We start from the raw sequence: 13,461 nt of genomic DNA, 5'->3' as shown, positions 1-13,461 counted from the left end.
CTTACTCACCGTCCTTTTGCATTTGCTCTAAATCCACATCGTCAGAACGTGATTTATCTTTTAAGAAGAAAGCTAAAGCTACCCCAATTACCGCAAAAACTAAGGAAAACATAAAGGATGCATGGTAACCAGATAAAGTAGCATTGAGATAATCATGTTTATATTGGAAAGGTGCCGCATGCAATAAATGCTTAGCGGGCTGATGATTCGTTGTGACATTCGTCAACAATGTCATCATAATAGCTGAACCAATGGACGAAGCAATCTGCCGAGCTGTATTATTAGCAGCCGTGCCATCTGCAATCAAGTGATCTGGTAAAGCGTTCATTCCAGACGTCGTCACCGGCATCAAAACCATTGAAATTCCAAAGGTCCGCACAACCTGCAAAATCACGATATAACTTGTTGGTGTATCAACTGTCAACCACAGAAATGGTAATGTTGACAAAGTCAAAATAACTAAACCTGTGACAGCCAAGCGTTTGCCACCGACAGCATCAAAGGTTCGACCGGTAATTGGACTCATAAAGGCCATGACTAACGCAGCTGGCAACAAGATTAAACCTGATTTTAAGGCGCTCATCCCGTGCACAATTTGTAAATATAAAGGTAAAACGGTCGAAACACCTAACATAGCAATCGTTACAATTGAAGATAAAATTGCGGCAATCGTAAAGTCACGCGTCTTAAAGACACGTAATTCCAAGAATGGTTTGTCGATAACTAATTGACGCCAAACAAACAAAATCACCACAATGACACCTACAACTAAGCTAGCAATTACCCCGGCAGAATCCCAACCGTCATTACCAGCGTCAGAGAAGCCGTACAATAACGCACCGAAACCAACTGTTGAAAAGACTAAAGATACCCAATCTAATTTTTGTTTATGTGTTTCAATGACAGGCTTCATAAAAATTAACGCCAAAATAACCACAATCAACACAATTGGAATCAATAAACCAAACAAATCACGCCAAGACATATTATCAACAATCCAACCTGATAAAGTCGGTCCAATTGCTGGCGCAAATCCTACGACGATTCCAACTAAGCCTAAAGCTGCCCCCCGTGATTCGGCAGGAAACAGTGATAACATAATGGTCTGCAACAACGGCATCGTAATTCCGACACCCACCGCTTGAATCAAACGTGCTGCTAATAAGACACCAAAACTTGGAGCTAGAAAAGCCACAATGGTTCCAATTAAAAAGATAACCATTGCTGAAACGTAGAGCCACTTCGTATTAATGGTTGTCGCTAGGTAAGCTGACAAAGGAATCATAATCCCATTCACCATCAAAAATCCAGTGGTCAACCACTGAACTGTTGCTGTAGAAACATTAAAAGTGGACATTAATTTTGGTAATGCCGTCGACAATAAAGTCTGATTTAAAACTGTACAAAATGTTCCAACTAATAAGACAATAATCAGCATGATTTTGCTAAATTTATTATCTGTATCGCTTTTTGCCAAGTAAAATCCTTCTTTCATATTCTTGATTAACTAATTTTCAATAGTTACAATGAATAATTTTGATAAAAAAACAATACGGTATAATATAGACTATCTTTATAATCTTGTCAACTATTCAATATTAATGTTAACAAATTAACAATTTTACATTTTCTCGTCAGCATCATATAATGAGGCTAGTTTAATTTTCCTATTTTATACAGTAAGCAAAAATTTGTGTGATACTACTAGGTGAAAAATGACTCAAATCAACAATTACATGCAGTGGCTTCATGATATTATTCGACCAGATAATCTCTATTTGAGTATTCGCGATACGGCTCGTGCCTGTCAAATTACGGATACTCAAGTTCGTTATTGGATCAAAAATGGTTACCTAAAAACGGTGAAAGCCGAAAATGGTGCTGTTAAATTACCGTATAAGCAAATTATCCATGCGCGCATGATTAAAAAATTTCTTGACGACGGATTCACCCTACATGCTGCAGTCAAAAAGGCTCAAGACAAAATTTCTTTGGCCCGTTCGTTACAAACAATGTTATTAGATAGTATGCAAAATATTACCGTTGACAATGATCAAGTGATCTTTGATTTTGGCCCCCTAGCGGAAGATGAAAAACGCCATGTGTACGGCATTGAGCAGCAAGGAAAAATTCATTTTACGGTGCAAGAGCCTTAAAACGGACTGAATGTCACTTTTTACTATTAAATAGTATTTATTTTGGAGCAGAAGGAGTACTGCGTGAATTTCATTATCAATTTATATAAGCCCTTTTTCGATCTACAAAATTGGGAAAAGGTGATTTCTTCACCCAACGATTGGTTGTTGATCATTTCATTGATTATTATGGAATGTCTATTATCCGTGGATAATTCAATCGTTTTAGCGGCCCAAGCTCACACTTTAAAGACCAAAAAAGAACAAGCAGATGCCCTCTTTTATGGTATCTGGGGCGCGTTTATTTTCCGCTTTTTAGTCATTGGCATCGGCACTTATTTGATTGATCTTTGGTGGATCAAGATTCTTGGTGCTTTGTATTTAGTGTACATGGCAATTCACTTTTTCTGGGAAAAAATGTCTGGTCAACACAAAAAAGTGAAAATGTTTAAAATTAAAGGTTTATCACCGTTATGGCAAGTCATCATCTCAATTGAATTTACGGATATCATGTTTTCTTTAGACTCTGTCCTCACCTTAATTGCGGTGTCTAATAATCCCGTCATCATTCTGATTGGTAGTGTCATCGGCATCATTGCAATGCGCGGGGTAGCCGAAGTGATCATGAGTCTGATGAACAAAATTCCCGAATTAGAGCCGATGGCCTATGTCCTCATTTTATTTATCGCAGTGAAATTATTTTTGACCATTCCTGCAATTGATATTGAAATTCCCAACACTGTGTTCACGATCGTGATGGCGATTGCCTTTATTGCCACCTTTATTGTTCATATTATTCGCAAGAAGCAGCCGAAAAATTAGGCTGTTTTTTGATTTAAACGGAAAGCTTCGTTATTATAGTAATTAAGGTCTTCCAACTTTGGACTCTTAGTTAGAATCTCAGAAAGGAGTATTTTTCTGCATGGCAGATAATAATACACCAATGGTCGAGTTTAAAAACGTTACAAAAATTTATAAAGGTAAAACGCCCGCTGTTAGCAATGCTAACATCAAAATTGAAAAAGGTGAATTTTGTTGTTTTATCGGAACCTCCGGCTCTGGTAAAACCACCTTAATGCGCATGATTAACCGCATGAATAGCATCACTTCTGGTCAAGTGTTAATTAACGGTGAAGATGTGAATAGTTTTAATGCTGTGGACCTGCGGCGCAAAATCGGTTACGTAATTCAAAACAACGGCTTAATGCCCCATATGACAATTAAAGATAACATTATTTTGGTACCCAAATTGCTCAAATGGCCCAAAGAAAAGCTAGAGCAACGTGCTAAAGAATTGATTCAATTAGCTGAATTGCCGGAATCTTATTTAGACCGTTATCCATCTGAACTATCTGGCGGTCAACAACAAAGAATCGGCGTCGTGCGGGCTTTGGCGGCGGATCAAGACTTAATCTTGATGGACGAACCGTTTGGTGCTTTAGATCCGATTACCCGTGAAAATTTACAAGATTTAGTCCAAAAATTACAACAAGACACTGGCAAAACTTTTGTCTTCGTAACCCACGATATGGACGAAGCTTTGAAGTTAGCCACGCATATCGTCATCATGCATGATGGTCAAGTCGTTCAAAATGATACACCCACGAATATTTTGCAGAAACCTGCGAACGAATTTGTTGAAAACTTAATTGGTGAAGAACGGCTGGCTGAAGCTAAGCATGATACCGTGCAAGTCCAAGAAGTCATGCTGAAAACTCCTGTCAAAATTAATTTAGGCGCTTCGTTAAAGGAAGCCTTGGTATTAATGAAAGAACGCCACGTCGATACCCTATTAGTCACTGATGATACCGATCATCTCAAGGGCATGATTAGTGTGGATCGTTTGGAACAAAAATATCATAAAGCATCTGGCGTCAGTGACATTCTAGAAAAGCAACTTTACACGGTGAAACCTGATGCTTATTTGCGTGATACCGTTGATCGAATTCTCAAGCGGGGTGTCAGTTACGTGCCAGTTGTTGACGATAATCATATTTTAGTGGGAATCGTCACTCGTTCGGCCTTAGTTAACTTAGTTTACAACACCATTTGGGGCGATAACGATCCGCTTGCTGAAACCAAAACTAATTCCAGCAATAAGGGAGCTGACAGCGAAAATGAGTAGTTTTTTAGCCCAGCACGGTTCAGAGCTCTTAGTTAAAACGTGGGAACAAATCTATATTTCCTTAATTGCTTTAGGCTTGGGGATTATCGTGGCGGTGCCGTTAGGCGTTGTCTTATCACGATTTCCCAAAACTGCTAATGTGGTAATGAATATTGCCAGTATGTTACAGACAATTCCTGCATTAGCTTTATTAGCGCTCATGATTCCTGTCTTTGGGATCGGCCAGCTGCCGGCCATTATTGCGCTCTTTATTTACAGTTTAATGCCAATTTTGCGCAATACTTATATTGGGATGAAAGGCGTGAATCCTGATATCATCGATTCCGCTAAGGGGATCGGCATGACTAATTGGCAGTCCATCATCAAAGTTGAAGTGCCCCTAGCGATGCCTGTCATTATGTCTGGTATTCGGTTATCTGCCATTTACGTCATTGCTTGGTCAACTTTAGCCTCTTATATTGGTGCCGGTGGTTTAGGCGATTTTATTTTCAACGGCTTAAACTTATTCCAGCCGGATTTGATTTTCGGCGGGACAATTCCTGTCATTATTCTTGCTATTTTGACTGATTATCTATTAGGAAAATTGGAAGCCAAACTGACGCCAATTTCCAGCAAGACTAAATAAGGGAGGAAGTCGTATGAAGAAAAAATTATTACGCGGTTTTTTAGCTCTGACCTTACTCTTAACCACACTGACTACTAGTGGTTGCAGCTTACCGGGATTATCGTCAGCGCAAGGTAGTGGCAACACCGTACGGATCGCCTCATTGAACACTACCGAATCACAGATTATCGCTAACATTATTAGTGAATTAATTGATCATGAAACTAATTACCAAACATCAATCGTCAACAATTTAGGTTCGGCTCCGCTAATGCATCAAGCCTTAATCAGAGGAGATGCCGATATTCAAGCAGTATCTTACAGCGGTACCGAATTGACCACTACTTTGAACTTGCCGCCAACCAAAAATGCTGATAAAGCGACTAAAACGGTGGCCAAAACTGTCAAAAAGCGTTATAACCAAACTTTATTTCCGACCTATGGTTTTGAAAACAAATTTGCCTTCATGGTGACGCAACAAACGGCTCAAAAAGACCATCTCCAAAAAGTTTCTGATCTCAACAAGATCGCCGACAGCTCCACAATCGGAGTAGACGCCAACTGGCTCAATCGCAAAGGTGATGGCTACAAAGATTTCACTAAATATTATGGATTTGAATTTGTGAAAGCTTATCCCATGCAGATTGGTTTAGTCTACTCCGCGTTAGCTTCCAAGAAAATGGACGTGGTTTTGGGATATTCGACTGACGGACGCGTGGATAGCTACCATCTTAAACAATTACAAGATGATAAAAAATTCTTCCCACCATACAAATGTTCCATGTTAGTTAATAATTCTTTATTAAAAAAAGATCCACAGTTAAAACCTATCTTACATCGTTTGGATAACAAAATTGATGTCCACACCATGCGCAAATTAAATTATCAAGTTGATGATCAGTTACTGGAACCTCAAGTTGTCGCGCAAAAATTTTTACAGGAAAATCATTATTTCCGAGGTGATAAGTAGATGTCTCATTTAAATATTTGGCAACAATTGCTTTATTATTACAGTCACAACGGGATGTACATCCTCCAGCAATTTATGCGCCACTTTCTGATTTCGATCTATGGCGTCTTATTCGCGGCCATTGTTGGGATTCCGATCGGGATTTTCATCGCTCGCAATCATAAATTAGGCAATTTTGTCATCAGTATTGCCAACGTCATTCAAACGATTCCCTCACTAGCGCTTTTATCCATCATCATGATTGTGATGGGGCTAGGTGTTAATACCGTGATTGTGACTGTCTTCTTATACTCGCTGCTGCCGATTATCAAAAACACTTATACGGGTATGCGCAATGTTGACGAAAATATTATTGATTCTGGTAAGGGCATGGGGATGACGAATTTTCAAATTTTATACATGGTTCGTCTGCCCCTGTCATTATCCATTATCATGGCAGGCATTCGGAACGCATTAGTTTTAGCAATCGGAATTACGGCTATCGGAGCCTTCGTTGGCGCTGGTGGTTTAGGTGATATTATTATCCGCGGCACCAATGCCACCAATGGCGGTGCTTTAATTTTGGCCGGCGCATTACCAACAGCCTTGATGTCCATCATTTCGGATTCATTATTGAATTTATTAGAAAAATGGCTCAAACCGGCGGGCTTAGATGATTAAATGAAAACTTCAGGGGTTGATTCTTCTGAAGTTTTTTATTACATTCCCAAGTCCTAGCTTGAAAGCTCGCCTAAATATCGCTAAGATAGATAGAGTTTCGCATTATAGATCAGTGAGGAAAGTCATTCATGGTTCAAATTAAATCTGCCTACTGGCAAAACGTTGTCGAGCGTGCCCAACAACATCCTGCAGTCGCGGGCTTAACTCAAATTCCCTTTTTTTCTATGGCACCGATGGAAGGCGTCACCGATTCTGTTTTCCGGCGTGTCGTGGCACAAGCCGGTGGACCCGATGTTTATTTTACAGAATTCACCAATGCCCGCAGTATCACACATCCTAAGGCCAAATTCACCGCGCAAGTTCGTTTGAATGTCGCGCCTGGTGAACAAATGCCCATCGCACAAATTTGGGGTAATCGGCAAATTGATTTTGAGACAGCCAGTCAAGATTTGAAAGCTCATGGTTACCAAGCAATTGATCTTAATATGGGTTGTCCTTCCGCGACGATTATTAAAAATGGTGGCGGTTCTGATTTGATCCGCCATTTGGATGATGCGGCAGCTGTCATTGCGGGCGCGAAAACGGCGGGCTTACCCGTTTCAGTCAAAACTAGATTGGGTTTTAATGAACTTGACACCTACAAAACTTGGATTCCCTTTTTACTAAAACAAGATATTCCCCTATTAACCGTGCATGTCCGTTCACGCAAGGAAATGTCCAAAGTTCCCGCTCATTATGAACTAATTGACGAATTGGTGGCGCTCCGTGATCAATATGCGCCCAACACTCTGCTGCAAATCAATGGTGATATCAAGGATCGCGCAGCGGGCTTAGCGTTAGTACGCCAACATCCCGGTGTCGATGGCATTATGATTGGACGTGGCATTTTTGAAAACCCCTTTGCCTTTGAAGACACCCCCAAAGAACACACTTTAGCTGAAAATTTACATCTGTTACGTATGCAATTAGATCTGCATGATCAATTTAATGCCGAACACGGTCCGCTGAATTTTCGCAAATTACGCCGCTTTTTCAAAATTTACGTGCGGCATTTTGATAATGCTTCTGACCTCCGTGTGGCCCTAATGGATAGTAATAGCACCGACGAAGCCCGTCAACTCTTGGATGATTTTGAACAACAGATGGTCGCTCCCGAACAAATCGTCATTCCCATAAAAAAATCAAGCCGCCAGTCCAACACTGACGACCAATAAAATCTATTACTGACATTGATGCACAACTTGCGCTAACCGCTCAAGCAAATAAACGACCGGTACCTGGCTTGTTAAATTGACGCCTTGACCCACGATGCGCTCCGGAATTTCATACGAAAAATTCAAATCCGACAATTCCGCCAACGAATTAGTCGGATTATTTGTGATGCTGACGATTTTGGCATTATGATCATAAAAATTAACCACTTGATCCAAAGTTTGGGCGGTCTCACCACTGGCAGATAGAACAATCAGTAAATGGTTTTTTAATGAATTCTTCCCCAACTGCACCGGATAAAATGGATCTGAAATCACAAAAGCCTCCCGACCGTGATTAACAAATTGGCGAGCACCATAACTGGCCAAATCGCCTGAAGTTCCCACACCAAAAAAAATAAAAATTGTATCCGCAAACACCAAATTCAAAAACTGTTGCATTTGTGTCTCATATTCCGGCGCCTGAGCAAAATAACTTTGAGCTTGATAAGTCACATCGTCTAAACGATCTTCAGCAACTTCTTGGTTTAATTGCTGGCAAAATTCATAATAATGTTGATATCCCAAGCGATTAATCGTGCGTAAAACTGAAGCTGGTGCGACATCTAATTCTTCGGCCAAATGCCGCAAACTAAAATCCTTTACGGTTTCTTTATGGTCCAAAATATACTGATAAATTTTTTGTTGCATTTTAGTTAAATCATTAATCGGCACTCTTTTATCACCTCAACGTTCTGATTATACAATAAAACAAGCGATTCTTTAGGAAAAATCTCCTGACAGAATCGCTTGTTTATTTTATATATCTTTTAATTGAGCAAACTCAAAGCTTCATCTAACACTTTGGGACCGTTCATCATGCCGTAATCTTGCATATTGATGACTTCCACCGGAATATTAACCCGACCTTTGAAATCATCCAACATATAACTAACTTGCGGTCCTAACATTAAAACATCAGGTTGCTCAGTCTCAATTTTAGCATCAGCATCTGCGGCCGCTGTCGCAAAAATTTTGGCCTCAATGCCCTTTTCTTCGGCGGCTTTTTGCATTTTGCTGACTAATAAACTGGTCGACATGCCTGCGGCACACACCAACATAATGGTTTTTTCACTCATAATGGAACTCCTTATTCAGTTGCCAAAGCTTGTTCGGCTTTGACCTTTTCATTATCCATACTCTTAAAGAAGAAGTAGTAAATCAAAGTATCCAAAATAATATTGATAATCTGCATAACTCCACCAGAAATATGACCCGTTGCTAAAATACCCGACATAATTGGTGGTGTCGTCCACGGAACAGCCACGCCCATGGTTTTGGCGACCCAACCCCATTTCATAGCTAGATAAGTCGTCGTCACATTCGTCAAAGGTGCAGCAATAAACGGAATGACCATTTTATAATTCATCACAATGGGCAAACCAAAAATAATTGGTTCATTGACATTAAAAATTGCTGGACCAATGACTAATTCACCCAAAGTTTTATACTCTTTGCTCTTGGACAGAAAGGCAATCATCAAGGCCAATCCCAAAGTTGCACCAGAACCGCCCATATGCACAAAGTTATCAAAGAACTGCTGCGTTACAATATTTGGTAAAGCGTGACCAGCTTTCAAGGCAGCCGCATTTTGCGCCATGGCACTTAACCAAATCGGCTGCATGACCCCCGCCACTGTATTGGAACCATGAATCCCAAAGATCCACAAAACACAGACTAAACCTTCAGCAACTAACGCGCCGGGTAAAGTATTACTCAACTTACTCAATGGATCTTGTAAGAAGAAAGTAATTACATTAGGAATACTATGCATTGGCGTGGCTTCTACACCTAAACGAATTAACCAAACCAAAAATAATGACAATGCGCCGGGAATTAAAGACGCGAATGAATTAATAATTGCGGGTGGAACACTAGCGGGCATTTTAATGGTCCAATTCTTGTGGACAATCCAGACATAAAAATCAGTAATGAATAATCCTACCAAGATCGCAATGAATAAACCAGACGAATCCAATTCCTTCAATGGGACCCACATATTACCGGCTTTATCGGTTTTTAACGGAATCGTTAAGATAAAGGCTCCAACGGCGACAATCATCGCTGAAAAAGAATCGACTTTATAACTTTTCGCCAAATTATATGAAATACCAGCAACGGCAACCAAGCCCATAATATGAAATGACGCATTGGTAATGTACTGCAAGATATCCGCCCAATGCGGACCAAAGGTCTGAGCCATGAAGGCTAAATAACCTTTAACAGGAAATTGCGCAATAATCATAAACATGGAGCCGATGATGATCATGGGAATCGCGGCAGCCATCCCATCACGCAAGGCAACCATATGTCGTTCAGCTGAAATCTTTTGGAAAAACGGAATTAATTTAGTGGTCAAAAAACTATTTTTTGACTTTTCCTGTGCCATTTTCCTCTCCCCTTTTTAACTCAAATCTTCACCATTAGACGCAATGACTTTTTGGTACCAAGCAAAGGAATCTTTCTTGGAACGCTCCAAAGTTCCGTTGCCCTCGTCATCCTTATCAACATAAATGAAACCGTAACGCTTAGACATCTGCCCTGTCCCAGCTGAAACTAAATCAATACAGCCCCATGGGGTATAGCCCATCAAGTCCACACCATCTTCACAGACAGCCAATTTCATTTGTTCAATATGTGCTTTTAAGTAATCAATTCGATACTGATCATGGACTGAACCATCTGCTTCTTTTTGATCCACGGCACCAAACCCATTTTCAACAATGAATTGCGGTTTGTCGTAACGATCTGCCAGCCAGTTCATCGCATAGCGCAAACCTTCGGGATCAATTTGCCAATCCCACTCCGATTTTTCCACATAAGGATTGTCCACGCTATCCGCCGCTTCGTCATAATGATAATCGACCCGCTCATCATCATGCGCCGACACCGCCCGCGACATATAATAGCTAAAGCCAATATAATCAACCGTTCCGGCTTTTAAAACATCCAAATCAGCTAAGGTAATATCCATGTCCCAGCCCTGATTATGTTGATAAGCTGTCAGCCATTTAGGATATTGACCATTCGATTGAATATCTTCGAACCAATAACGCGCTTGGTTGGCGCGCTGCGCTTTCATGACATCTGCCGGTTTAGAGGTTGCTGGATACAACGGCACCATCGCAATCATCGAACCAATCTGAAACTCAGGATTAATTTGATGCCCAATTTGGACAGCCTCGGCACTGGCCACTAGCTCATAATGAGCGGCTTGATACATCGTTTGCTCCATATTTTCGCCGTCATGTTTGAATAAACCGGAATTAGTCATAATCGAAAAATCATTTTGATAGTCCGACTGATTGTTGATTTCGTTAAAAGTCATCCAATATTTAACCTTATGTTGGTAGCGCTTAAAAACAACTTCGGCAAATTTGACAAAGAAATCAATCACTTTGCGACTGCGCCAACCACCATATTCTTCAACCAAGTGATACGGCATTTCAAAATGGGACAAAGTAATCACTGGTTCAATATCATATTTCAAGCATTCGTCAAACAAATCATCATAAAACTTTAAACCTGCTTCATTAGGCTGGTCTTCATCACCATTTGGAAAGATCCGCGTCCACGCAATCGAAGTCCGAAAACACTTGAACCCCATCTCGGCAAATAGCTTGATATCGCCGGGATAACGATTATAAAAGTCAATTGCTTCATGGTTTGGATAGTACAAATCTGGTTGCACACCCTTGGTGATTTGCCGTGGGACACCATTAGCACCGGCCGTCATGATATCAGCAACACTGACACCCTTGCCGCCAGCTTGCCAGCCACCTTCTAATTGATGAGCTGCCACTGCTCCACCCCATAAAAAATCTGGTCGCAACGTTGTCGTTTTCCCCATTATGTTTCCTCCTAAAATTATAAAGCGTTTACAAGAAACATAATACCACTTTGTTTCCAAAAAGCAAATTGTATTGGAGACATTTAAGAAACACGTTTCAGAAAATTCCACTCCTATTTTTTGAATATTAGCCTGATCGCCAGAATTTATCCTTTTCATTTGGCCAACAATCTTTTACACTAACCCTATGAAGAAAATTAAAAATCATTCATCAATGTATCAAAGAATTCAGCGAACAAGTTCCTCATCTACCAAAATCAATTTATTTCATTTGGTCATGTTAGCCTTGGGATCTTTAATTGGTTCCGGCTGGTTATTTGGCGCTTGGGAAGCATCTGCCGTCGCAGGACCTGCAGCCATCATCTCTTGGATTTTGGGTGCCATTATTATCGGCGCCATCGCTTACAACTATATTGAATTAGGCACTATGTTTCCGGAATCCGGTGGTATGAGCAAATTTGCCCAATACAGTCATGGTTCGCTCTTAGGCTTCATTGCCGCGTGGGCCAATTGGATTTCGTTGATTACCCTATTGCCGATTGAAGCGGTCGCGGCCGTACAATATATGAGCGCTTGGCCATTCAAATGGGCGCATTTTACGAATCAATTCATGCACAATAACACGGTAACTAATCGCGGTTTGATTATGGTCTTCATTTTTATTATTATCTTTACATTGTTGAACTATTGGTCGGTCGCCTTACTGACCCATTTTACGAGTGCTATTTCGCTCTTTAAAATTGCGATTCCTTTGTTAACGGTGATTTTATTGACAATCAGTAGCTTTCATCCGGCCAATTATGGGCACACTTGGCATTCCTTCATGCCTTACGGTAGTGCGCCGATTTTTGCAGCAACGTCCGTGTCCGGAATCATTTTTTCATTCGATGCTTTCCAAACCGTAATTAACATGGGCAACGAAGTGCGTAATCCGCAAAAAAATATTGGTCGCGCTATCACAATTTCGCTAAGTATTAGTGCCGTCATTTATATTTTGTTACAAAGCACTTTTATTACATCCATGACGCCACACATGTTGTGTCATGGATGGCAAGGGATCAACTTTAATTCTCCCTTTGCCGATTTGGCTATTTTATTAAATATTTATTGGCTCGCAATCCTCTTATACTTAGATGCGTTTGTATCGCCATTTGGCACCGGTGTCTCCTTCACTGCTTCGACATCCAGAGCCTTGGCCGCCATGGTAGATAATGAACATTTACCCAAATTTTTGGGCAAGTTGAATCAAAAATACCATACGCCCAGGACCGCCATGGTGATCGATGCCTTGTTAAGCATGGTCATGGTGGGCTTGTTTCGATCATGGGCATCACTGGCGACCGTAATTTGTACGTCCACTTTAATTGCTTATCTGACGGGTCCGACCACTGTTGTTGCTTTACGTAAATTAGCACCACACTTTAAACGACCAATTGTCCTGAAGCATCTGAAATTAATGGCTCCGTTAGCCTTTATTCTCACGTCTTTAGCAATTTATTGGGGCATGTGGCCAACTACGATTCAAGTTATTTTTATTATTACCTTGGGTTTACCCATTTATTTTTATTATGAAGCCAAAGCCGGCTGGCAAACGACCAAGCAAGAACTGCAAGGAGCCGCGTGGCTGATTTGTTATTTGATTTTTATGGCGATCATGTCCTTTATTGGTAGTCGGCAATTTAATGGTCAAAATTGGCTCCACTATCCCTATGATTTTCTCATCATTATCTTGTGTTCAGGTGGCTTCTATTATTGGGGCACGCACAGTTACTGGCAGTCACGCTTTCTCAATCAAGGTTATCAAATTAACCGTAAAATCAAAAAAGAAACTCTATTTTAATTAAAATAGAGTTTCTTTTTTGATATT

At 40.5% G+C, this 13,461-nt stretch carries 13 protein-coding genes; 8 read left to right on the top strand and 5 right to left on the bottom strand.

Annotated features, from left to right (window positions below; translation table 11 throughout):
* Window position 1: 1 nt before the first annotated feature.
* A complete protein-coding gene (locus MOO45_RS00420) occupies window positions 2-1,438 on the bottom strand; it encodes an MDR family MFS transporter (protein ID WP_249515109.1) in 1,437 nt (478 codons plus the stop codon).
* Between the two features lie 277 nt (window positions 1,439-1,715).
* On the opposite strand from MOO45_RS00420, the gene MOO45_RS00415 reads away from it, so the two are divergent.
* From MOO45_RS00415 to MOO45_RS00385, 7 genes are all read left to right on the top strand, one after another.
* Window positions 1,716-2,156, top strand: a complete 441-nt coding sequence (locus tag MOO45_RS00415; RefSeq protein ID WP_249514465.1) for a MerR family transcriptional regulator — start codon at window positions 1,716-1,718, stop codon at window positions 2,154-2,156.
* A 63-nt stretch (window positions 2,157-2,219) separates the two neighbouring features.
* On the top strand, window positions 2,220-2,957 hold the full coding sequence (locus MOO45_RS00410) for a DUF475 domain-containing protein (protein WP_249514464.1): 738 nt from the start codon (window positions 2,220-2,222) through the stop codon (window positions 2,955-2,957).
* A gap of 100 nt (window positions 2,958-3,057) precedes the next feature.
* Window positions 3,058-4,260 (top strand): betaine/proline/choline family ABC transporter ATP-binding protein, encoded by a 1,203-nt coding sequence (locus MOO45_RS00405; RefSeq protein WP_317619035.1) that lies wholly within the window; start codon window positions 3,058-3,060, stop codon window positions 4,258-4,260.
* Window positions 4,253-4,885 (top strand): ABC transporter permease, encoded by a 633-nt coding sequence (locus MOO45_RS00400; RefSeq protein ID WP_249514463.1) that lies wholly within the window; start codon window positions 4,253-4,255, stop codon window positions 4,883-4,885. The genes MOO45_RS00405 and MOO45_RS00400 overlap by 8 nt, the downstream gene beginning before the upstream one ends.
* A 13-nt stretch (window positions 4,886-4,898) precedes the next feature.
* The gene (locus MOO45_RS00395; protein ID WP_249514462.1) at window positions 4,899-5,834 is read left to right on the top strand and encodes an osmoprotectant ABC transporter substrate-binding protein; all 936 of its coding nucleotides are present in this window, start codon (window positions 4,899-4,901) and stop codon (window positions 5,832-5,834) included.
* Complete coding sequence (locus tag MOO45_RS00390) at window positions 5,835-6,494, top strand: ABC transporter permease (RefSeq protein ID WP_249514461.1); 660 nt, start codon at window positions 5,835-5,837, stop codon at window positions 6,492-6,494.
* Between the two features lie 128 nt (window positions 6,495-6,622).
* Entirely contained in the window at window positions 6,623-7,708 is a 1,086-nt protein-coding gene (locus MOO45_RS00385; protein WP_249514460.1) for a tRNA dihydrouridine synthase, read from the top strand.
* Between the two features lie 6 nt (window positions 7,709-7,714).
* On the opposite strand, the gene MOO45_RS00380 is transcribed toward MOO45_RS00385, so the two are convergent.
* From MOO45_RS00380 to MOO45_RS00365, 4 genes are all read right to left on the bottom strand, one after another.
* A complete protein-coding gene (locus MOO45_RS00380; RefSeq protein WP_249514459.1) occupies window positions 7,715-8,419 on the bottom strand; it encodes a MurR/RpiR family transcriptional regulator in 705 nt (234 codons plus the stop codon).
* A 95-nt stretch (window positions 8,420-8,514) separates the two neighbouring features.
* A complete protein-coding gene (locus MOO45_RS00375; RefSeq protein WP_249514458.1) occupies window positions 8,515-8,823 on the bottom strand; it encodes a PTS sugar transporter subunit IIB in 309 nt (102 codons plus the stop codon).
* 11 nt (window positions 8,824-8,834) lie between these two features.
* On the bottom strand, window positions 8,835-10,133 hold the full coding sequence (gene celB, locus MOO45_RS00370; RefSeq protein WP_249514457.1) for a PTS cellobiose transporter subunit IIC: 1,299 nt from the start codon (window positions 10,131-10,133) through the stop codon (window positions 8,835-8,837).
* A 15-nt stretch (window positions 10,134-10,148) separates the two neighbouring features.
* Window positions 10,149-11,594: a 6-phospho-beta-glucosidase gene (locus MOO45_RS00365; protein ID WP_249514456.1), complete on the bottom strand. Its 1,446-nt coding sequence runs from the start codon at window positions 11,592-11,594 to the stop codon at window positions 10,149-10,151.
* Between the two features lie 277 nt (window positions 11,595-11,871).
* On the opposite strand from MOO45_RS00365, the gene MOO45_RS00360 reads away from it, so the two are divergent.
* Window positions 11,872-13,434 (top strand): APC family permease, encoded by a 1,563-nt coding sequence (locus tag MOO45_RS00360; RefSeq protein ID WP_249515107.1) that lies wholly within the window; start codon window positions 11,872-11,874, stop codon window positions 13,432-13,434.
* The last annotated feature ends 27 nt before the right edge of the window (window positions 13,435-13,461 follow it).

The organism is Bombilactobacillus folatiphilus (genome assembly GCF_023380265.1).
GTDB classification, from domain to species: Bacteria; Bacillota; Bacilli; order Lactobacillales; family Lactobacillaceae; genus Bombilactobacillus; species Bombilactobacillus folatiphilus.
The sequence above is the reverse complement of the archived record's forward strand: the minus strand, read 5'-3'. Positions and strand labels throughout refer to the sequence as shown.

Coding starts and splice junctions, on each gene's coding strand:
- MOO45_RS00420 (WP_249515109.1), bottom strand. CDS start 1,438: ATGCTGATTATTGTCTTATTAGTTGGAACATTTTGTACAGTTTTAAAT.
- MOO45_RS00415 (WP_249514465.1), top strand. CDS start 1,716: ATGACTCAAATCAACAATTACATGCAGTGGCTTCATGATATTATTCGA.
- MOO45_RS00405 (WP_317619035.1), top strand. CDS start 3,058: ATGGCAGATAATAATACACCAATGGTCGAGTTTAAAAACGTTACAAAA.
- MOO45_RS00400 (WP_249514463.1), top strand. CDS start 4,253: ATGAGTAGTTTTTTAGCCCAGCACGGTTCAGAGCTCTTAGTTAAAACG.
- MOO45_RS00395 (WP_249514462.1), top strand. CDS start 4,899: ATGAAGAAAAAATTATTACGCGGTTTTTTAGCTCTGACCTTACTCTTA.
- MOO45_RS00390 (WP_249514461.1), top strand. CDS start 5,835: ATGTCTCATTTAAATATTTGGCAACAATTGCTTTATTATTACAGTCAC.
- MOO45_RS00385 (WP_249514460.1), top strand. CDS start 6,623: ATGGTTCAAATTAAATCTGCCTACTGGCAAAACGTTGTCGAGCGTGCC.
- MOO45_RS00375 (WP_249514458.1), bottom strand. CDS start 8,823: ATGAGTGAAAAAACCATTATGTTGGTGTGTGCCGCAGGCATGTCGACC.
- celB (WP_249514457.1), bottom strand. CDS start 10,133: ATGGCACAGGAAAAGTCAAAAAATAGTTTTTTGACCACTAAATTAATT.
- MOO45_RS00365 (WP_249514456.1), bottom strand. CDS start 11,594: ATGGGGAAAACGACAACGTTGCGACCAGATTTTTTATGGGGTGGAGCA.
- MOO45_RS00360 (WP_249515107.1), top strand. CDS start 11,872: ATGTTAGCCTTGGGATCTTTAATTGGTTCCGGCTGGTTATTTGGCGCT.